The organism is Xanthomonas arboricola pv. populi (assembly GCF_002939945.1).
Classification (GTDB): domain Bacteria; phylum Pseudomonadota; class Gammaproteobacteria; order Xanthomonadales; family Xanthomonadaceae; genus Xanthomonas; species Xanthomonas arboricola_A.
The window spans coordinates 110579-130026 of sequence record NZ_MDEB01000003.1 but is presented as its reverse complement, the minus strand read 5'-3'; the positions used below and the strand labels follow the sequence as shown (position 1 = coordinate 130026).

General features: G+C 64.5%; 17 protein-coding genes, 1 tRNA gene, 1 other RNA gene and 3 pseudogenes. 6 read left to right on the top strand and 16 right to left on the bottom strand.

The genetic code is table 11. The features are described from left to right. Positions 1-399: 399 nt before the first annotated feature. A complete protein-coding gene (locus XaplCFBP3123_RS09995) occupies positions 400-1110 on the bottom strand; it encodes an rRNA pseudouridine synthase (RefSeq protein WP_104533911.1) in 711 nt (236 codons plus the stop codon). Between the two features lie 117 nt (positions 1111-1227). Here XaplCFBP3123_RS09995 and XaplCFBP3123_RS09990 point away from each other — a divergent pair, with 117 nt between their 5' ends. After that, positions 1228-1434 carry a hypothetical protein gene (locus XaplCFBP3123_RS09990; protein WP_104533910.1) on the top strand — a complete coding sequence of 69 codons (207 nt, stop codon included), beginning with the start codon at positions 1228-1230 and terminating at the stop codon, positions 1432-1434. A gap of 454 nt (positions 1435-1888) precedes the next feature. Then, positions 1889-4057: a methyl-accepting chemotaxis protein gene (locus tag XaplCFBP3123_RS09985; RefSeq protein WP_104533909.1), complete on the top strand. Its 2169-nt coding sequence runs from the start codon at positions 1889-1891 to the stop codon at positions 4055-4057. Positions 4058-4625: 568 nt separating this feature from the next. On the opposite strand, the gene XaplCFBP3123_RS09980 is transcribed toward XaplCFBP3123_RS09985, so the two are convergent. Continuing rightward, on the bottom strand, positions 4626-5051 hold the full coding sequence (locus XaplCFBP3123_RS09980) for a GNAT family N-acetyltransferase (protein WP_104533908.1): 426 nt from the start codon (positions 5049-5051) through the stop codon (positions 4626-4628). 26 nt (positions 5052-5077) lie between these two features. Then, positions 5078-5498: pseudogene (locus XaplCFBP3123_RS09975) on the bottom strand (LysE/ArgO family amino acid transporter). Between the two features lie 38 nt (positions 5499-5536). Between XaplCFBP3123_RS09975 and XaplCFBP3123_RS21690 the strand changes: the two are divergent. The 4 genes and pseudogenes from XaplCFBP3123_RS21690 to XaplCFBP3123_RS09955 form a co-directional block, all read left to right on the top strand. Further along, a pseudogene (locus XaplCFBP3123_RS21690) lies at positions 5537-5656 on the top strand (ArgP/LysG family DNA-binding transcriptional regulator); the annotation flags it as partial. Positions 5657-5890: 234 nt separating this feature from the next. Beyond that, positions 5891-6565 (top strand): 7-cyano-7-deazaguanine synthase QueC, encoded by a 675-nt coding sequence (queC, locus tag XaplCFBP3123_RS09965; protein ID WP_104533907.1) that lies wholly within the window; start codon positions 5891-5893, stop codon positions 6563-6565. Between the two features lie 47 nt (positions 6566-6612). Further along, a tRNA-Lys gene (locus tag XaplCFBP3123_RS09960) sits at positions 6613-6688 on the top strand. A gap of 439 nt (positions 6689-7127) precedes the next feature. Further along, positions 7128-7994: pseudogene (locus tag XaplCFBP3123_RS09955) on the top strand (aldo/keto reductase family oxidoreductase). 53 nt (positions 7995-8047) lie between these two features. Here XaplCFBP3123_RS09955 and XaplCFBP3123_RS09950 read toward each other — a convergent pair. From XaplCFBP3123_RS09950 to ruvC, 13 genes are all read right to left on the bottom strand, one after another. Further along, positions 8048-8120: non-coding RNA, sX9 sRNA (locus tag XaplCFBP3123_RS09950), on the bottom strand. 62 nt (positions 8121-8182) lie between these two features. Further along, entirely contained in the window at positions 8183-8866 is a 684-nt protein-coding gene (gene queE / locus XaplCFBP3123_RS09945; RefSeq protein ID WP_104533906.1) for a 7-carboxy-7-deazaguanine synthase QueE, read from the bottom strand. A gap of 40 nt (positions 8867-8906) precedes the next feature. Continuing rightward, a complete protein-coding gene (gene ybgF, locus XaplCFBP3123_RS09940) occupies positions 8907-9725 on the bottom strand; it encodes a tol-pal system protein YbgF (protein WP_104533905.1) in 819 nt (272 codons plus the stop codon). A 6-nt stretch (positions 9726-9731) separates the two neighbouring features. Continuing rightward, positions 9732-10250, bottom strand: coding sequence for a peptidoglycan-associated lipoprotein Pal (gene pal, locus XaplCFBP3123_RS09935; protein WP_039563635.1), 519 nt, complete (start codon positions 10248-10250; stop codon positions 9732-9734). A gap of 57 nt (positions 10251-10307) precedes the next feature. Beyond that, on the bottom strand, positions 10308-11627 hold the full coding sequence (tolB, locus tag XaplCFBP3123_RS09930) for a Tol-Pal system beta propeller repeat protein TolB (protein WP_104533904.1): 1320 nt from the start codon (positions 11625-11627) through the stop codon (positions 10308-10310). 279 nt (positions 11628-11906) lie between these two features. After that, on the bottom strand, positions 11907-12944 hold the full coding sequence (gene tolA / locus XaplCFBP3123_RS09925; RefSeq protein WP_104533903.1) for a cell envelope integrity protein TolA: 1038 nt from the start codon (positions 12942-12944) through the stop codon (positions 11907-11909). After that, positions 12934-13383 carry a protein TolR gene (tolR, locus tag XaplCFBP3123_RS09920; protein WP_104533902.1) on the bottom strand — a complete coding sequence of 150 codons (450 nt, stop codon included), beginning with the start codon at positions 13381-13383 and terminating at the stop codon, positions 12934-12936. The genes tolA and tolR overlap by 11 nt, the downstream gene beginning before the upstream one ends. A 235-nt stretch (positions 13384-13618) precedes the next feature. Further along, entirely contained in the window at positions 13619-14398 is a 780-nt protein-coding gene (gene tolQ / locus XaplCFBP3123_RS09915; protein WP_016904125.1) for a protein TolQ, read from the bottom strand. Positions 14399-14409: 11 nt separating this feature from the next. Further along, the gene (ybgC, locus tag XaplCFBP3123_RS09910; RefSeq protein ID WP_104533901.1) at positions 14410-14868 is read right to left on the bottom strand and encodes a tol-pal system-associated acyl-CoA thioesterase; all 459 of its coding nucleotides are present in this window, start codon (positions 14866-14868) and stop codon (positions 14410-14412) included. Between the two features lie 52 nt (positions 14869-14920). After that, positions 14921-15955, bottom strand: a complete 1035-nt coding sequence (gene ruvB, locus XaplCFBP3123_RS09905; RefSeq protein ID WP_104533900.1) for a Holliday junction branch migration DNA helicase RuvB — start codon at positions 15953-15955, stop codon at positions 14921-14923. 178 nt (positions 15956-16133) lie between these two features. Further along, the gene (locus XaplCFBP3123_RS09900) at positions 16134-18041 is read right to left on the bottom strand and encodes a potassium transporter Kup (protein ID WP_104533899.1); all 1908 of its coding nucleotides are present in this window, start codon (positions 18039-18041) and stop codon (positions 16134-16136) included. 52 nt (positions 18042-18093) lie between these two features. Further along, entirely contained in the window at positions 18094-18678 is a 585-nt protein-coding gene (ruvA, locus tag XaplCFBP3123_RS09895; protein WP_104533898.1) for a Holliday junction branch migration protein RuvA, read from the bottom strand. A 118-nt stretch (positions 18679-18796) separates the two neighbouring features. Continuing rightward, entirely contained in the window at positions 18797-19321 is a 525-nt protein-coding gene (gene ruvC, locus XaplCFBP3123_RS09890; RefSeq protein ID WP_104533897.1) for a crossover junction endodeoxyribonuclease RuvC, read from the bottom strand. Positions 19322-19448: the final 127 nt, after the last annotated feature.

Sequence of the window (19448 nt, the reverse complement as noted above, 5' to 3'; positions counted from 1 at the left end):
AATTCGTTTCTGTCACCGGCCTTCATCATTCTGGTCGTCGGTGTGATTGCCGTTGTGTTCTGGCTGGTGACGCGCGCCAAGAAGAAACGCAACAAGAAGTAAGCGGTGAAGGGAGCGGGTCGGATATCGGGATACGCAACGCAGCTTGCGTTCGATGCGCAATCGTCCTGAATTGCTGATCTGCCGGGCCCGGTCTAAATCGGGCCGGCCATTTTCTGATATGAGCCGTTATGCTCCAGTTCCCGCGCAAAAACGCACCAGTGCTGAAGCTGCCCGAACAGCAGCGCTCGGTAACGACGCCGCGGGGTCAAGGCCGCGCGGTGTTCGATGCATGCGAGGTGTCCACAATATCGGCAGACGACCGCGTTGCAACCACACGCGTTTTACGTGCAATGCCAATCAAAAACGTTCGCCTGTCGGCAGATAGCGCCATTGGCCGATGGCCAGCTTGCCCAGCGACACGCGGCCCACGCGCAAGCGCCGGATGCTGACCACCTCCAGCCCCACCTCACCGCACATGTAACGCAGCTGGCCGGGTTGCACGTGCTTGATCGCAAACCGCAAGCGCTCCTCGTTCTGCCAGCTCACCTTGCACGGCGACAGGCTGCGTTGCTGATACACCAGGCCATGCGCAAGCCGCGCCATGCCGTATGGGCGCAGCTCACCGCGCACCTCCACCAGGAATTCCTGTTCGATCGAGGATGCATCGGCACTGAGCCTGCGCAGGACGCGGCCGTCCTGGCTCAGCACCAGCAGACCGCTCGCTTCGTCCTCCAACGGCAGCGGCGCGTTCAAGCGCAGGAAGTGCCGCTTCAGCACACGCATCTCGAGCTGGTCCAGTGCGCTGCGCGTTTCGGCAGTAGCCAGTGCCAGCGCCGCTTCGGCGCTCATGCCTGCCGGTTTGTGCAGCAGCAGCGTGGCAGGCTCGGCAGGTTCGAGCACGGCGTTGTCCGCCAGCGTCACCTGCGCCGCGGTCGCCAAGGCTTGCGGCTCTTCGACCACGACCCCGTCCACACTGACCCAGCCGCCCTCGATGTATTGCTGCGCCTCGCCACGCGAGCAGCCGAACAACGCGGCCACGCATTTGTCGAGACGGATCGGATCGGACATCGGGCGAGCTCGGCTTCAGGGGACGGCAGTGTACGTGCTGGGTCGACGGATGCGTGAGGCCGGCTTCTGCGCTGCCCGACAAAGTGGGAAACTGGGCGCTCACACAGGAGATTGCAGATGTTCATCAAGTTCGGCACCACCCGGGTCCGCCTCAACCATATCTCCGTCATCAGCGATCCCTTCAATGCAGGCGAAAACTTCGGGTCGTATTGCCATTCGGTACGGGTCGGCCTGCTCTCCGGCGAGGAAATCTTTGCACGCTTCAATACCGAAAGCGGCGCCGAGCAGTTACATGCAGAGGTGCTTGCTGCGCTGGAAAGTTGAGCGCAACACCCACAGTGCCGCCACACGCGTGATGCCTCAAGCGCCGNGTCGGCCTTGTCGCACCGCATCACAGCCGATCGAATCGCGTGACCACTCCGCAGCACCGGCACCGGCACTGCCTGAAGACAGCGTATTGACGGTACCTCGACACATGACGCATTCGCTCCTGTCCCGAGATCTGACTTGCTCCAGGTGCGTTTCGGCAGAACGTCGGAAAAGGGTTCCGCTGCTGGCGTGCGTCGATCCAGCCGTAACGCAATGAAGACACAGTTTCTGCGCGCGCGTCAGGTCGCTACTGACAGCTGTCGGGAAATTTCTTCCACACGATGAATTCAATGTAAGTATTTTTAAATACGCGCCTTTAGCTCGTCGCGATCCGGCCGCTAGCTGAGCAAGACGTTTGGGTGGATGACCTCATCCACCGAGCCCTCAGTTGCCCTACCTGGATGCGGTAATGAACACATATCTGCAACGCCTCAATGTCGGTCGTCGCCTGGGCATGGCCTTCGGCATCCTGATCCTATTGTCGGGCCTGCTTGTTGCGATCGGCATGGTCACCATGTCCAACGCTCGTCTCGAGCTGGATACCATCGTCAACAGCAACATGGAGAGGATCCAGCTATCCTCGGAAATGCTCGACGCCAATACCAATGTGGCGATCGGTCTGCGCGATATCGTCATGGTCGCTGGCGAAGCCGCCAATCGCCGCGCGATGGACACGATCGAAAAGAACCGCGCACGCTACAAGCAGGCACACGACGCTTTGGCCGCAATGCCCAGCAGTGAGCCTGAAAAGCAGGCGCTCAAGCTGTTAAAGGACAAGCGCGACATCTCGGTCAAGCTCAATAACCAGGTTCTCGAGTACGGCCTTCGCGATCAGAATCAGGAAGCACAGGCGTTGCTGCAAGGCGACGCCGCAACAGCCATGGACGCGCAGCAGACCGCGATCCGCGATAACGCTGCACTGGAACGCCGCCTCAGCAAAGATGCCTATGCGGCCGCGGTTGCATCGATGCATAAAGCTAAAGTCACCCTGATCACTGGCGGTATTGCGGCACTGGTCATCAGCGGCCTGCTCGCATGGTTGATTACACGCAGCCTGACCCAACCGCTCAGCCAGGCCACACGCACTGCGGAAGCCATCGCAGCCGGCAACCTGCACAACGATGTGCACACCAGCGCCACCGACGAAACCGGCCGTCTGCTGAAGGCCATGGACAACATGCAGCTGCAGCTGCGCAATCTGATCGCCGCGCAAACCGACATGGCCAGGCATCACGACAACGGCCAGATCAGCTTCCGTATAGATGCGGCGGCATTCCCGGGCGACTACGGACGCATGGCCAACGACACCAACCTGCTGGTCGCCGCGCACGTGGCAGTGCAAACCGATCTGGCACGCATCATGGGCCGGTATGCCGTCGGCGAACTCTCGGAAGACATGCAGCCGTTGCCGGGCGAAAAGGCCGTTTTCAGCGAAACCATGTCGCAGGTCAAGCTCAACCTGTCGGCGATGAATCATGAGATCAAGCATCTCGCCCAGGCGGCCGCCAATGGCGACTTCAGCGCGCGCGGCGATGCCGAGCGCTTCCAGTTCGATTTCCGCATCATGGTCGAAAGCCTCAACCACCTGATGTCCACGGCCGACGGCAATTTGCAGTCGCTGTCGTCCTTGCTGCAGTCCATCGCCTCTGGCGACCTCACCGCACGCATGAGTGGCGAATTCCACGGCGTCTTCGCACAGATGCGCGATGACGCCAATGCCACGGCCAGCCAGCTGGCGCAGATCGTCGGCGACATCCAGGAATCGGCTGTGTCGATCAACTCCGCGGCCAGCGAAATCGCCGCCGGCAATCAAGACCTGTCGCAACGTACCGAACAGCAGGCGGCCAACCTCGAAGAAACCGCAGCATCGATGGAAGAACTGACCTCAACCGTCAAGCAGAATGCCGAAAGCGCACGCGAGGCCAATCAGCTGGCGATCGGCGCCGCACGCGTTGCCTCGCAAGGTGGCGAGGTGGTTGGCAAGGTGGTGGACACCATGACCGGTATCGAGGCCTCGTCCAGGAAGATCGCCGACATCATCAGCGTCATCGACGGCATCGCCTTCCAGACCAATATCCTGGCACTGAACGCGGCGGTGGAAGCCGCACGTGCCGGCGAACAGGGGCGCGGCTTTGCCGTGGTGGCCTCCGAAGTACGCACGCTCGCGCAGCGTTCGGCCGGCGCCGCCAAGGAGATCAAGGGCCTCATCGACGACTCGGTGCAACGCGTGGCCGAGGGTTCGGCATTGGTGCACAGCGCCGGCAAGACCATGGGCGAGGTGGTGGCCAGCGTGCAACGCGTCACCGACATCATGGGCGAAATTTCTGCAGCCTCCCAGGAACAGTCGGCCGGCATCGAGCAGGTCAACCAGACCATCACGCATATGGACGAAACCACGCAGCAGAACGCCGCACTGGTGGAAGAAGCCACTGCCGCTGCACGCGCGATGGAAGAACAGGCGGTGCAGCTCACCGATGCGGTGGCGATCTTCAAGATCGATGCACGGCAGGCGCGGCAGTCCGCCACGCGCGCAGCAGCACCGGTCGCACAGTTGCTGAGCAAGGTCCGAACTGCCTGAGCTGGCGGTCGGCACTGCGCCGTCGATCAGATCCTCGGCGCAGGCATGTTGACGCGACGGTGCGGATGTGGCCGCCGCCATTGACCGATGTCGCACACGAAGAAAGCGCCCGCAAGGGCGCTTTCTTCGTTTATCCCGAAACGCTCCACCGGCATCCGCCGCATGCACTCCGGGCAATCCGGAACGCGCCCCATTGCACACAAAATAACTACGAAAACAAACACTTGAGTTATCGAAGAGTGCTTTTTTGAATGCCATGCCTGGTTACGCTGCGCCAGTCGAAAGAGAGCAGGCCGGATGGTAGCCCGGCCACCGTCTGCAGCGCAGGCGGCATCTTCGCCATCGGTACCCACGACATCCGCAGCCGGCAATGCCGGCATTGCAGGTGTGTCCGTGCGTGCTCTCGTCACCGCTCGGCACGCCTTCTCAATCAGGAAGGATCATCGGCGAGGTCGCAGTGCACGCCTAGCATCGCTCGGCGTGGCGGCGTGGCGGCGCGTTTGAACCGTCCTTCTGCCTCGACGCAGCGCCATGCCGGTGCAGCCCTGCAGCAGTCGGCGTAAAGCGGCTAGCGCGTGTAGAGACCGGGAAGATAGCGCTCCATCAGCGACTGCGGAGACAGCGGCGGGGTGAAGCCGTAGCGCGCATAAAGACCATGCGCATCGCTGGTCGCCAGGCTGAAACGGCGCAGCCCCTGCAGATCGGGGTGCGCCATGACCGCGTCCATCAATCGCTTGCTATAGCCCTTGCCCTGGTGCTCGGGCAACACGAACACATCGCCCAGATACGCGACGGTTGCGTAGTCGGACACCACCCGCGCAAAGGCCACCTGCCCGCCCTCCAGAAACCCGCCGAAACACAGCGAGTTGGCGATGGAGCGCTGCACCACCGCAAGCGGGATGTCCCTGGCCCAGTTGGTGTGCTGCGCCAGGTAGCGATGGATCAGCGCAACATCGAGCTCGGATTGATCGGTAGAGACGCGCAGCGGCGACATGACAACAACTCCAGGACAGTGAGGCCTCAGAGTAGCGCCTGCGAGGGCAACAGCAACAGTGCGCACAGCATCAGCATGAATCCTGCGATCGCCGCATCCAGCACATGCCATGCGCGCGGATCGCGGAAGGCCGGCTGCAGCAAACGCGCGCCATAGTCCAGGCCGGAAACCACGTGATGCTGGCTAGGCACGCGCCCGAAGCGAACGCCCAGCGCAACTGGCCCGAGTAGCGCGCGGCCAGACTGCCGAGCAGCAGCATCGTGTGCAGATAGACGTGCGGGTTGAGGAAGGTATCAGCGCGATGTCGCCGAACGCGCAGATCGCCACCACCAGACCGACATGCTGGCGCCGCGGTCCCTGCCGCAGCACAAATACATTCTGCGCACCGATTGCGATGATGAGACCCGCGCTGGCGATTAAGCCAGCGATTGCGGTTTGAAGAAACACGGGCATCTCCCGGATCACAGGGGCAGATGCTGAGCGTTATCGAACCAACTCGCTGGCTCGACGTACCGCTTTATTGGCAATGCGCGGCAGTGCGCTCGCGCGCCTTGCAGCAGCCTGGCCAGACATTGCGCAAGGCGGCGGCTGCGAGCCTGCGCTGAGGCCGGCCATAGCGCGCGCAATCTCGGCTGGCGGCGTTGGCGCCTGGGGCGCGCAACCGCTGGCGGAGTGCCGCACTGGATTGGAGTGCAGAGGGAGCGCTGCCCTGCCCTCGCGCGGTTGGCACAGACGCCGTGTCTGGCGCCTCGCTGTCGCGCCGCAGCGATTGCCGGGTCGCCGTGCCACGCCGAGCCTGCTAGCCTTTCCGCTTATTCCGCTGTGATTGCCGATCCGTCATGAAAAAAGCCGTTGTTCTGTTGTCCGGGGGCATGGATTCCGCTGCCGTCATCGCGCTTGCGCAGGAGCAGGGCTTCGCCGTGCATGCCTTGAGCGTGCGCTACGGCCAACGCCATACCTCCGAGCTGGACGCCGCCGCTTGCGTGGCGGCGGCGCAAGGCGTCATCGCGCACAAGGTGGTGGACGTGGACCTGCGCAGCATCGGCGGCTCGGCGCTCACCGACGACATCGACGTGCCCGATGCCGGTGGCGCCGGCATCCCGGTCACCTACGTGCCGGCGCGCAACACCATCATGCTGTCGCTGGCGCTGGGCTGGGCCGAGGTGATCGGTGCCAACGACCTGTTCTGCGGCGTCAACGCGGTCGATTATTCCGGCTACCCCGACTGCCGGCCCGAATTCGTGCGCGCCTTCGAAGTGCTGGCCAATCTGGCCACCAAGGCCGGCGTGGAAGGCGCCGGCCTGCGCGTGCACGCGCCGCTGCAGTTCCTCAGCAAGGCCGACATCGTGCGTGAAGGCGTGCGCCTGGGCGTGGACTTCGGCCTGACCGTGTCCTGCTACCGCGCCGACGCCGACGGACGCGCCTGCGGCCATTGCGACGCCTGCCGCCTGCGCGCGGCCGGTTTTGCCGACGCCGGCGTCCCGGACCCCACCCACTACGCCATTTCGCCTTGACGCCGGTGTAGGGTAGAATGCGCACCCCGGCGCACTGCCGGGACAGTGGGCCGTTAGCTCAGTCGGTAGAGCAGAAGACTTTTAATCTTTTGGTCGATGGTTCGAATCCATCACGGCCCACCAATCGAATCAGCAGCTTGAAGAGCGCCGAAGGCGCTTTTTTTTGTGCCTTTGAAAAATCATCGGAAAGGTGAGCGGCCGGGAGAGCCTGTCCTACGTCCATGGGATTGGCCAGAAGCTTCGCACCACTGTTTCCACCACCGGTACCCGAGCGTCTGTTCCAGCGCCGGCAGGTCGATGACGGTGCCTTTCGAAGCCTGTCAACGCACAAGCGCAATGCTGCGGCGACGGTTGCGAGAAAACCCAGCGGAAGCACTGATAGTGGGACCATCAAAACCTGAAACTCCGGCACATCCCGCCCGAGGATCAGCTCAGCCGATACCCCTGCGCCCATGCATTGCAAGCCTTGGCAGCGATGAACTGGCGCCGCAGCAAATGCGAATTCACAAGCCGCACCACGTTTCCTATCGTTGTTGGCTCAACGACACGCGAGCGCAACGCCATGACCAACATCGATAAAGCCGGCACGTTTCTTCTTGGAGATCGCAGCGTCGTCCGCATCGGCTACGGCGCGATGCAGCTTGCCGGGCCTGGCGTGTTCGGCCCGCCCAAGGATCGCGAGGGCGCGTTGGCGGTGCTGCGCGAAGCCGTTGCGCTGGGCATCAACCATATCGACACCAGCGATTTCTACGGGCCGCACATCACCAACCAGCTGATCCGCGAGGCACTGCATCCCTACCCGCAGGCGCTGACCATCGTCACCAAGATCGGCGGTGCCCGCGGCAATGACGGATCCTGGTGACCGGCCTTCTCGCCACAGCAACTGGTCGAGGCGGTGCACGACAATCTGCGCAACCTGGGCCTGGAAACGCTGGATGTGGTCAACCTGCGCGTGATGTTCAAGACGCAGGAACCGGCAGAAGGCTCGATTGCCGAACAGCTGGAGACCTTGGTCAAACTGCAACGCGATGGCCTGGTGCGGCACATCGGCATCAGCAACGTCACCGCGACGCAGGTGGCCGAGGCACGTGCCATGACCGACATCGTCTGCGTGCAGAACATGTACAACATCGCGCATCGACACGACGACGCACTCATTGACGCGCTCGCGCGCGACGGCATTGCCTACGTGCCGTTCTTCCCGCTCGGCGGCTTCTCGCCGTTGCAATCGTCGACGCTCACCGCTGTTGCCGAGCGCCTGGCCGCAACCCCGATGCAGGTGGCACTGGCATGGCTGCTGCAGCGCTCGCCCAACATCCTACTGATCCCGGGAACGTCATCGGTGGCGCATCTGCGCGCGAATCTGTTCGCAGCAGAACTGAAACTGCCGGCCAATGCCGTCGAGGAATTGAACAGGATCGCGGCGTAACAACGCAGAGCGCTGCCTCTTGGCAGGCAGCGCCTTGCACTAAGGACCAGAGCGACCAACAAAACGTCGCGAGTGGTCAGATAGTGCGGACGGCGTGCCAGGAAACGCAGTGTATGAGTGGCACATGCCGATGCCGAGTAACGCCCGTGCCTGCCTGGCGGCAAGCGCAGGCGTCGTGTCGGTTGCGCCTAGCGCCCCGGCTCGTCGTTCCACAGCAGCTTGTGCAGCTGCATCTGGAAACGCACCGGCAGACGATCGGCCACGATCCAGTCGGCCAGCTGCCGCGGCGTCACTTCGCTCTTGCTGGGCGAAAACCACACCGTGCAGCGGCGGTCCAGCGCATGCGCAGCGACGAGCTTGCGCGACCACTCGTAATCTGCGCGGCTGCAGATCACGAACTTGATCTGGTCGCGTGCGGTCAGCAGCGGCAGATTCTCCCAGCGATTGCGCTGTTCCTCGCCGGATGCGGGGGTCTTGATGTCGACCACGCGCGAGACGCGTGGATCGACGGCCGACACATCCAATGCGCCGGACGTTTCCAGCGAGACATCGAAGCCGGCATCGCACAGTCTCTGCAGCAGCACCAGGCAGCGCTTCTGCGCCAACGGTTCGCCGCCGGTCACGCAGACATGGCGCACACCGTGGCTGGCAACCTCGGCAACGATCGCGTCGATGTCGTGCCATTCCCCGCCGTGGAAGGCGTAGGCGGTGTCGCAGTAATGGCAGCGCAGCGGGCAACCGGTCAGACGCACGAACACGGTCGGCCAGCCTGCGGCCTCGGCTTCGCCTTGCAGGGACAAAAAGATTTCGGTGATCTTCAATCGCGGCAACGGCGACTGGACGATCTCGCTGGGGACGGCTGCGGCGTTCATGGACAAAGTATGCGCCACGCCCGAAGGCGCGCGCGCGGGCTCAGCGCAGTTGCTGGCCGAGACGGATGGACTGCAGACGCTCCTGGGCCACACGCGCTGCGTCGGAGCCGGGATACTGCGATGCGACCTGCTGCAAGGTCTTCTGGGCTTCGTCGTTCTTGCCTTCGCCGTACTGCGACAGGCCAAGCTTCAACAGGCCGCCGGAGGCCTTGTCATGCGTGGGATAGCGGCTGACCAGATCGCGGAACTGCGCATCGGCCAGCTGGAAATTTCGGGTGGCGTAATAACTTTCGCCCAGCCAATACAAGGCATTGGGGGTGTAGACGCCGTTTGGATACAGCTCCAGGAAGCTCAGGAACAACTGCGAGGCATCGTCGTACTTGCCGTTCTTCAATGCATCGAAGGCGACATTGTAGGCAGTGCGTTCTTCGTTGCTGACGGCCATCGTGCCTGGATCGCCATGCACGCTGGGCGGCTTCTCGGAAGTTGCCGCCGCTGCAGGCCGCGCGGCCGGAGCCGGGGCGGGTGTGACGCTACCGGTGGGCGATGGCAATGGCGGTGTTGCGCCACCTGCACCTTCCAGCCGATTCAGGCGTCCGTCCAGATCGAGATACTGATCCTTGGACTGCTGCTTGAGTTGTTCGTTGTCGTGCTGCAGCTGCTCCACCGTCGCTCGCAAGCCCTGCAGGTCCGAACGCGCCTGCTGCAGCTGATTGAGAAGATCGTTGTTGGCCTGACTGTTGGCCTGCTGCTGCTCGAGAACGGCAACACGATCAGCGAGACTGGCTCGCTGCGCGTGAGCGGGCGCGGCGACCACAAAGGCCGCCGCGACCAACAGGGATGTCACTCGAAAGCGCATCGCTTATTACTGAGCCGTGTACACGATTTCGACACGACGGTTCTGCGACCAGCAGCTTTCGCTGGTTTCGGTGCAGACCGGACGCTCTTCACCGTAGCTGACGACGGTCAGCTGGCTGGCGGAACCGCCAGCAGCCTGCAACGAGGACGACACGGCATTGCCGCGACGCTCGCCCAGACCCATGTTGTACTCACGCGAACCGCGCTCGTCGGCATTGCCCTGCAGGGTGATGCGCGAGGAAGGACGGTCACGCAGGTACTTGGCGTGGCACGCCATGATGGCCTGGAATTCCGGCTTCAGGGAGTCCTGATCCAGATCGAAGTAGACAACGCGCTGGCGCAGGCAGGCATCGGTATCCAGGTCGCCCGGGCCGTACAGGCCAGAGGTGGCCGGGCCGGTGGGAACGGAGGAACCAGCGGTGGTGTCAGTCGGAGCAGGCGGAGTTTCCTTCACCTTCTTCGAACAACCGGCCAGCACGGCAACGGACAACAGGGAGACAAGCAAGACGCGGGTGGACTTGTTCATGGGATACCTATGGAGGCTCTGGGCCAATGAGTGGTTTAACGCAGCGAAATATTAACATTAATGCGCGGTTCGGTAAGGCCCCCATGCAGGTTCTCTCACATCGCCATCGGCCAGGACCAGACGCTGGCGGACGCGCGCGTCGGAGGAGACGGCGTAGAGCACGCCGCGACCACCCTCACGTGCGGCGTACAGCACCATGCTGGCGTTCGGCGCGAAGCTCGGCGACTCGTCCAGGGAACCCGGCGAGAGCGTGCTCCAGCTCGGCGAACCCAGGCTGCGATCCATCATGGCGATGCGGTAGCTATTGCCGCTGCCCTGCGCCACGGCGATCTTCTTGCCGTCGAACGAGACGCTGGCGGTGGCGTTGTAGTTGCCCTGGAAGGTCACGCGGTTGGCACTGCCGCCGCTTGCGGCCACCTGGTAGATCTGCGGGCGACCGCCGCGATCGGAGGTGAAGTAGATGCTGCCGCCGTCCGGCGCCCAGGTCGGCTCGGTGTCGATGCCGAAGTGATTGGTCAGCTGGGTCAGCTGCTTGCTGCCCAGGTCCATGACGTAGATTTCCGGGTTGCCGCTGCGCGACAGCGCCAGCGCCAGGCGGCGACCGTCCGGCGAGAACGAAGGTGCGCCGTTGATGCCGCGGAAGCTGGACACCAGCTCACGCGCGCCGGTGGCGATGTCCTGCAGATAGATCGACGAATTGCCGCGCTCGAAGCTCACATAGGCCAGCTTCTTGCCGTCCGGGCTCCAGTTCGGCGACAGCAGCGGCTCGGCCGAACGCACGATGGTCTGCGGGTTGTAGCCGTCCGAGTCGGCCACCATCAGCGCATAGCGCATCGCGCCGCCCTTGCCGCTGGCGGTCACGTAGGCGATCCGCGTCCAGAACGCGCCGCGCACGCCGGTGATCTTTTCGTAGATCGCATCGGCCATCTGGTGCGAGACATCGCGCATCGCATTGGCACGCGCCGTCATCGCCAGACCGAGCAGGCGCTCGCCCTTGGCCACGTCGAACAGTTCGTACTCCACGCGGTAGGCGCCTTCGCCGGCATCCATGACGCGGCCGACCACGATGTAGTTCTGCTTGAGCGTGCGCCAGGTCTGGAATTGCACCTCGGTGCCGCGGGTCGGCTTTTCGACGATCTGCGCAACCGGCAACGTGCGGAACTGGCCGGAACGGTCCAGATCGGCGCCGACGACGGCAGACACATCGGTCTGCGGCGCAGTGCCGGAGCCCTGGTACGGCATTGGAACGACAGTGATCGGCGTCGCCGAAGCGCTACCGCCCACGATATCGATGGTGAGCCCTTGCTGCTGCGCGAGTGCGCTCAGCGGCAACAACAGGGCGGTCAAGGCAGCTAGCCAACGCAGCGGTTTTTTCATGGACGGCTCGGATATGGCAGGAAAAGTGTGCAAGGGATACCAATCAGCGAGTGAACATACTCGCAATCGTGAACGAAACAGCGTGAAAATGGAGCGAGTGGTCGACCATCAGGCAATTGCGTCGATGCAAACGAGCGAGCATGCGTGCGGTGGTGCGCAACATCGACCACCCGGCAAACCTGCGCCAGACAGTCTGCCACTACCCGCAAACCCGCACCCCAGCCCAGGCGCAGCGCAGGTCATGCTGCCGCACCCCGACCACCCGGGACCTGGGAATCGCTAGTCCTGCGGGGTGAACACAAACGTCAGGTTGCGCTGGAACACCGACTCGAACCCACGATACGGCAATGGCTGCGCACTCAGCACCGCGGCCTCGATCGAGCGCTGGCCGGCCTCGTCGTAGGGGCAACCCGGCGCCACCTTGGCTTCCATCACGGTGCCACCCGGCAACTGGCGGATGTTGATGCTGCACTTCTGACCTGGCGGCACCGACGGCGGGCGCACCCACTGCGCCAGCACCTTCTGCTGGATCGCCGCGGCGTACTTGGCCGACAGATCGGTATTGGTTCCACCCTGCCCTGCGGTCGGTTGCGCAGTGGCGGCGGCAGCCGACGAGGCCTGCTGCGCACGCGCGGCGGCGACCTGGCGCAACTTCTGCTCGGCCAGCGCGGCTTCCTTGGTGGCCTGCTCGCGCTGGCGGCGGATGTCTGCGATCTTCTTCTCGCGCTCGGCATCGGCGGCAGCCTGTTGCGCTGCGGCCTGCTTCTTCTTGGCGTCGGCTTCTTCCTGCTGCTTGGCCAGGCGCAGTTTCTGCTCGGCCTCTTCCTGGCGCTTGCGCTCGGTCAGGTCGATCTGCTCCTGACGGCGCTTGGCCTCCTGTTCCTGCTTGGCCTTTTCCGCCGACAGCGCCAGCGCGTCGACGCGGTCCTGGTCGACCTTGTCCGGCTGCGCGACGCGCTCCTGCGCCTGCGCCTGCTGCGGCGTGGGCGCATCCTGCGGACGCGGCTCGGGAATCGGCTGCGGCGGCGGAACGGTATCTTCCGGCGCGGGCTCGGGCAGCGGCGCCGGCGGTGGCGGCGCTTCCACCGGCGTGGCCTTCAGTGCCTGGCGCGCGACCCGTGCTTCAGCCGCGGACACGTCCAGCGAGGCTTCCATGCTGGGATCGCCCGCTGCAGGCTCGACCGAGCGTTCGGGCGACCACAACCAGCCGGCGATGAACACCAGCGCGACCAGCACGTGCACGACCAGGGCCAGCACGACCGGCCGCAGCCAACCATCCTCGCGCGCCGTCTGGGGGGAGAGTGCGTCAGCGTGCATCGCTGCCTGCAGTGCCGCCGGAGTCGGAGATCAGGCCGACCTTCTCGACCTTGGCCTGCTTGAGTACGTCGATGGCGTCCATGATCTTTTGATAGGGTGCGGCACGGTCGCCGGCCACGACCACGCGCGCTTCCTTGTCCTGCGCCACGATGGCAGCCAGTTGCGCCTGCAGCGCAGCCACGTCCATTGCCTGCGGCTTACCCTTGGGCAGCTGCAATGCGAGCTGGCCGTCGGCGGCGACCACCACCACGACCGGATCCTGCTTGCTCTCCAGCGCCTTGGCGCGGGAGCTCGGCAGGTTGACGTCGGTGCTCAGGGTCAGCAGCGGTGCGGTCACCATGAAGATGATCAGCAGCACCAGCATCACGTCGATGTACGGCACGACATTGATGTCGGATTTGAGCTTGCGCTTCTTACGGCGGGAAATACCGGAAATCATCGCGGAACGTTCCTATTGATCCCCCGCACATGGATGTGCGGGCTCTTGCGAGGGACTCGCCCATCCAATCCCTCGCACACGTATGTGCGAGCTGTCGCGAGTGGCTGGCCTGTCCGAGCCTTGCGCCGCGCGAAACGGGCACGAGCGAACGCCGCACCTGCCACGCCCGCGCACCGTGATGCGCGGGCCACGGCGAGCGACCCGCCTGCCTGCCAGCTGGCACAGGGCACGCGCATCACTCGTCCGCGCCGGCCTGGCGCTGCAGGATCGAGCTGAACTCGTCGGCGAAGGTCTCGTAGCGCACCGACAGCCGTTCCACGCGGGTGGTGAAGCGGTTGTAGGCCCACACGGCGGGAATCGCCACGAACAGACCGATGGCGGTGGCGAACAGGGCTTCGGAAATACCTGGCGCCACGGCAGCGATACCAGCCTGCTCGCCACTGCTGACCATGTCGTGCATGGTCACCATGATGCCGAACACGGTGCCGACCAGGCCGACATACGGCGCGGTGGAGCCGATGTTGGCCAGCAGCTCGAGATTGCGCTCGAGCTGGTCGACTTCGCGGGTGAAGGCGGTGCGCATGGCGCGCTGTGCGCCTTCCAGTTGCACCCGCCCATCCAGCCGGCGGCGGTCGCGCAGGCGCGAGAACTCGCGGAAGCCGCTCTCGAACATTGACTCCAGACCGCCGACGGTGCGGTTGCGGTCGGTGGCCGACGCGTAGAGCTTGGCCAGATCGGCGCCGGACCAGAAGCGGTTTTCGAACTCGTCCGCCTCGCGGTTGGCCTGCTTGAACGCGCGCGCCTTGCGAAAAATGATCACCCAGCTGATAAACGAGCCGATCAGCAGCAGCAACACGATGATCTTGACCGGGATACTCGCCCGCAGGATCAGATCGACATAGTTGATGCTGCTGTTGTGCGCCACGCTGGCGGTCTGTGCCGCAGCGGCGGCAACGTCCTGCGGTAGTGCTTCCACTACCGTGTCCTGCAGGGCCAGGAGCAATGCAATCGACATCCGTTTGTTCCTCAGTAATCGGATTCTGGAGTTTCTAGAGCTTTCAACACGTCATACAGCGCATCGTCCATTCCGCGTGGGCGGAAGTCGCTGGTGCCGAGTGCGGCAATGCGCACCTCGGCGGTCAGCAGCACTTCGCCCTCGCGACGTACCGACTGCGCAAACAGCAGGCTGGCCCGTTTGCATCGCAGCAATACCGCCGACACTGACAGCGCGTCGTCGAGCCGGGCCGGCTTGAGGAAATCCAGTTGCATCGAGCGGACCGCGAACACCAGATCGTGATGCTGGCGCATGCGTTCCTGCCCGTAACCGAGTGCGCGCATCCACTCCGTGCGCGCGCGTTCCATGAAAGCGACGTAGCGCGCGTGGTAGACCACGCCCCCGGCGTCGGTATCTTCCCAGTACACGCGTGTCGGCCAACTGAATACAGGCGGGGATTGGGGAATCGGGAGTCGGGAGTCGGCGGTCATGTGCAAGGATTGTTGGTCGAGACGGCCCGGGCGAGCGACGAACGGAGCGTCATCAGAACAGGTCTCCCGGCTCGCCGATGCCCGGAGAGCGGTCGCGCGGCGGCTTCAGGCCCAGGTGCAGATAGGCCTTGGTGGTGACCATGCGGCCGCGCGCGGTGCGGATCAAAAAGCCCTGCTGGATCAGGTAGGGCTCGATCACGTCTTCCAGCGTACCGCGCTCTTCCGACAGCGAAGCGGCCAGCGACTCCACCCCGACCGGACCGCCGTCGAAATGATCGACGATGGTGCGCAGCATGCGGCGGTCGAGCTCGTCGAAGCCTTCCGGGTCGACCTTGAGCATTTGCATCGCCGCCTGCGCCACCGGCAGATCGATATGCCCCGCCGCCTTGACCTGAGCAAAATCGCGCACCCGCCGCAGCAGCCGATTGGCGATACGCGGAGTGCCGCGCGCGCGGCGTGCGATCTCGGCCGCGCCCTCGGGCGTGCAGTCGATGCCCAGGATCGCCGCCGAGCGGATCACGATGCGGGTCAGTTCCTGCGGCGAATAGAACTCCAGCCGCTGCACGATGCCGAAGCGGTCGCGCAGGGGCGCGGTCAGCAGGCCGGCGCGGGTGGTGGCGCCAATCAGGGTGAACGGCGGCAGGTCGATCTTGATCGAGCGCGCGGCCGGGCCGTCGCCGATCATGATGTCGATCTGGAAATCTTCCATCGCCGGATACAGCACTTCTTCCACCACCGGCGAGAGGCGATGGATCTCGTCGATGAACAGCACATCGTGCGGCTGCAGATTGGTCAGCAGCGCGGCCAGATCGCCGGCCTTTTCGATCACCGGGCCGGAGGTCGAGCGCAGGTTCACGCCCAGCTCGTTGGCGATGACGTGACTGAGCGTGGTCTTGCCCAGGCCGGGCGGGCCAAAGATCAGCACATGATCCATCGCCTCGCCGCGCGCCTTGGCCGCCTGGATATAGATATCCATCTGCTCGCGCACCGGCTGCTGGCCGAGGTAGTCGGCCAGGCGCTTGGGACGGATGCTCGCATCGGCGGCATCGTCTTCGCGGGTGGCACTGCTGGCGATGATGCGGTCCATTGAAAAGCCGGGAATGGGGAATCGAGAATGGGGAATCGAGCGGACAATAGTAGCGGTTACCGGCACGGCTGGTGCCCTTTTCAGCCGCCGCCGGGTGTCTCGGGCTGGCGCAGTCCGTTGCTTTTCCTATTCCCCATTCCCGTCTCCCGATTCCCAAGGCCGCGACGCTGTCGCGGCCTCAGATCTCGACCTGCGCGCCCAGCTCGACCAGGCGGTTGCCGGGGATGCGGAAGAAGCCGGTGGCCGGGGCGGCGTTGCGATGCATCAGCGCGAACAGCTTGTCGCGCCAGATCGGCATGCCGCGGTTGGCGCTGGCCACGATGGTCTCGCGGCTGGCGAAGAAGGTGGTGTCCATCGGGTCGAAATGGATGCCTCCCTGGTCGCAGGAGCGCATCAGCGCCAGCGGCACGTCCGGCGTCTCCATGAAGCCGAAGCGCACATAGACGCGGTAGAACTCGTCGCCGATCGATTCGATCTGCAGGCGCTTGTCGGCCGGCGCATACGGAATCGGCAAGGTGTCGACGTTGAGGAAGATGTTGCGCTCGTGCAGCACCTTGTTGTGCTTGAGGTTGTGCATCAGCGCATGCGGAACCACCATCGGGTCGGCGGTGAGGAACACCGCCATGCCCGGCACGCGCGCCGGCGGGGCCAGCATCAGGCCCGGCAGGAAGCTGTCGATGCGGATGCCGTCCTTGCGGATTTCCTCGCGCAGCAACGCGCGGCCGCGGCGCCAGGTACGCATCAGGGTGAACACCACGATGCCCAGCGCCAGCGGGAACCAGGCGCCCTGCAGCAGCTTGGCGCCGTTGGCGATGACGAAGGCCAGCTCGATGAAGAAGAACACCACGCACAGCGGCAGCACCCAGTTGCGCCAGCGCGGCCACAACGAGCGCGCCACCAGCGCCAGCAGCAGCGTGTCGATCAGCATCGTCATCGACACCGAGATGCCGTAGGCCACCGCCAGGTTGGTCGAACTGCGGAAGATCAGCACCAGCGCGATCACCATCACCATCAGCAGCCAGTTGATGCCGGGCACGTAGATCTGGCCGATGGTGGTACGCGAGGTGTGCTTGATCAGCATGCGCGGGATGTAACCCAGCTGCATCGCCTGGCGGGCCACCGAATAGGCGCCGGTGATGACCGCCTGCGACGCAATCACGGCCGCCAGCGTGGCCAGGATGATCATCGGATACAGCGCCCAGCCCGGCACCGCTTCGAAGAACGGGTTCTTCAGTGCGGAGGGGTGATTGAGCACCAGCGCGCCCTGCCCCAGGTAGTTGAGCAGCAGCATCGGCAAGACGAAGAAATACCAGCCATGGCGGATCGGCTTGGCGCCGAAGTGGCCCATGTCCGCATACAGCGCCTCGCCGCCGGTCACTGCCAGCACCACTGCGCCGAGAATGAACACCCCGTGCCAGCCATGTTCCATGAAGAAGCGGATCGCCCACCACGGGTTGAAGGCCTTCATCACTTCCGGCGCATCGACGATGTTCCAGGCACCGATCGCTCCCAGCGACAGGAACCACAGGCAGGTGATCGGGCCGAACACCTTGCCGACCTTTTCGGTGCCGAAGCGCTGCACCATGAAGACCACCAGCAGCACGATCACGGTGATCGGCACGATGAAGGGATGCAGGCTGGGCGCGGCGATTTCCAGGCCCTCCACCGCGCCCATCACCGAGATGGCCGGGGTGATCACGCCATCGCCGAAGAACAGCGAGGCGCCGAAGATGCCGAGGATGCCGACCACGTACGCCGAGCGCGAGCCCTGCTTGAGGGTGCGCTGGGTCAGCGCCATCAGCGCCATGATGCCGCCCTCGCCCTCGTTGTCGGCGCGCATGATGATGGTGACGTACTTGAGCGTCACCGTGACCATCAGCGCCCAGAACGCCAGCGACAGCACGCCCAGCACGGTGTCGTGATCGCTGGTCAGCCCGTAGTGCGGCGAGAACGCCTCCTTGAGGGTGTACAGCGGACTGGTGCCGATATCGCCGAAGACGACGCCGATGGCGCCGATGACCAAGGCCATGTGGCTATTGGCAGGCGCGTGGCCGTGGCCAGCTGCGGAAGTGGGGGTCTGGGACATGAAGTGGGCAGGGTATCGCCAAGTGGCGTGAAGGAGAGGAGGACGGCGCGGCCTAACGCAGCGCGGCCTGGAGGGCCTTGCGAATGACCGTGGCGACGTCGTCGCCTTCTGCCCCGGCCTCGCGTGCCATGCGTGCGGCCTCGGCCGGCTTGTAACCCAGTTGCTGCAATGCCACCGTGGCTTCGGACACCGCATCCGGGCCGAGCTGGCCGGTGATCGGCGCACCGCTGCTGAAGTCGGCGGCGCGGTCGCGCAGCTCCACCACCATCCGCTCGGCGGTCTTCTTGCCGATGCCGGGGATGCGGGTGAGCGCGGTGATGTCGCCGCTGGTGATCAGGCGGGCGAACTCGTCCACGCTGACCCCGGACAGCACCGCCAGCGCGATCTTGGCGCCGATGCCGGTGACCTTCTGCACGTCGCGGAACAGCCTGCGCTCGCCTTCGCGCAGGAATCCGTACAGCGACACGCTGTCTTCCTTCTGTGCGTAGTGGGTGAACAGGATCACGTCGCGGCCGACATCGGGCAGGTCGTAGAAGGTGCTCATCGGCGCCTCCAGCTCGTAGCCCACCCCGCCCACGTCGATCACCAGCCACGGCGGCTGCTTGTAGGCCAGCAGCCCGCGCAGGCGGCCGATCATTGGGCACCGCCTTGGCGGTGCCGGGAATGGGGAATCGGGAATGGGGAATCGCAACAGCGCGCGCTGCCGTGGACTCTGCGTTTGCAATTCCCGATTCCCGAATCCCGAATCCCGATTCTCATCTTTTGCGGCTCCAGGCCTGTTGGGTATTGACGCCAAGGCGCTGCGCGGTGGCGCGCACGTGGGCGTGAGTGATGGCGACCGCCAGTGCGTCGGCGGCGTCGGCCTGCAGCTTGCCTTTCAGGTTGAGCATGATGCCGACCATGTGCTGCACCTGCACCTTGTCCGCCCCGCCCTTGCCGACCAGCGCCAGCTTGATCTCGGTGGCAGCGTACTCGTGTACCGGCAGGTCGCGCAGCACCACCGCGCAGATCGCCGCGCCGCGCGCGTGGCCCAGCTTGAGCGCGGAATCGGCGCTCTTGCCCATGAATACTTTCTCGATCGCCACTTCCTGCGGCCGGTAGGTCTCGATCACCTCGCCCAGCCCGTGCAGCAGGCGCTTGAGCCGCTGGGCGAAGTCGCCCTCGCCCAGCAGCACCAGCGGCGCGTGATAGACATGCCGGCTGCGACCGCTTTCATCGACGTCGATGATGCCGAGCCCGGTGCGCTGGGAGCCGGGATCGATGCCCAGGATGCGGGTCATCGAAGCGCCGGGAATTGGGAGTCGGGAATCGGGAATGGGTGACGCGGCCTCCTGGCGTGCTCGACGCTGCCGAGCAATGCGGGATGCGGCTGTTTCGATTCCCGAATCTCCATTCCCAATTCCCGGC

Coding starts and splice junctions, on each gene's coding strand:
- XaplCFBP3123_RS09980 (WP_104533908.1), bottom strand. CDS start 5,051: ATGTCGCCGCTGCGCGTCTCTACCGATCAATCCGAGCTCGATGTTGCG.
- XaplCFBP3123_RS09995 (WP_104533911.1), bottom strand. CDS start 1,110: ATGTCCGATCCGATCCGTCTCGACAAATGCGTGGCCGCGTTGTTCGGC.
- ruvB (WP_104533900.1), bottom strand. CDS start 15,955: ATGGACCGCATCATCGCCAGCAGTGCCACCCGCGAAGACGATGCCGCC.
- XaplCFBP3123_RS09990 (WP_104533910.1), top strand. CDS start 1,228: ATGTTCATCAAGTTCGGCACCACCCGGGTCCGCCTCAACCATATCTCC.
- XaplCFBP3123_RS09900 (WP_104533899.1), bottom strand. CDS start 18,041: ATGTCCCAGACCCCCACTTCCGCAGCTGGCCACGGCCACGCGCCTGCC.
- ruvC (WP_104533897.1), bottom strand. CDS start 19,321: ATGACCCGCATCCTGGGCATCGATCCCGGCTCCCAGCGCACCGGGCTC.
- tolQ (WP_016904125.1), bottom strand. CDS start 14,398: ATGTCGATTGCATTGCTCCTGGCCCTGCAGGACACGGTAGTGGAAGCA.
- ybgC (WP_104533901.1), bottom strand. CDS start 14,868: ATGACCGCCGACTCCCGACTCCCGATTCCCCAATCCCCGCCTGTATTC.
- tolR (WP_104533902.1), bottom strand. CDS start 13,383: ATGATTTCCGGTATTTCCCGCCGTAAGAAGCGCAAGCTCAAATCCGAC.
- ybgF (WP_104533905.1), bottom strand. CDS start 9,725: ATGCGCTTTCGAGTGACATCCCTGTTGGTCGCGGCGGCCTTTGTGGTC.
- tolB (WP_104533904.1), bottom strand. CDS start 11,627: ATGAAAAAACCGCTGCGTTGGCTAGCTGCCTTGACCGCCCTGTTGTTG.
- pal (WP_039563635.1), bottom strand. CDS start 10,250: ATGAACAAGTCCACCCGCGTCTTGCTTGTCTCCCTGTTGTCCGTTGCC.
- queC (WP_104533907.1), top strand. CDS start 5,891: ATGAAAAAAGCCGTTGTTCTGTTGTCCGGGGGCATGGATTCCGCTGCC.
- XaplCFBP3123_RS09985 (WP_104533909.1), top strand. CDS start 1,889: ATGAACACATATCTGCAACGCCTCAATGTCGGTCGTCGCCTGGGCATG.
- queE (WP_104533906.1), bottom strand. CDS start 8,866: ATGAACGCCGCAGCCGTCCCCAGCGAGATCGTCCAGTCGCCGTTGCCG.
- ruvA (WP_104533898.1), bottom strand. CDS start 18,678: ATGATCGGCCGCCTGCGCGGGCTGCTGGCCTACAAGCAGCCGCCGTGG.
- tolA (WP_104533903.1), bottom strand. CDS start 12,944: ATGCACGCTGACGCACTCTCCCCCCAGACGGCGCGCGAGGATGGTTGG.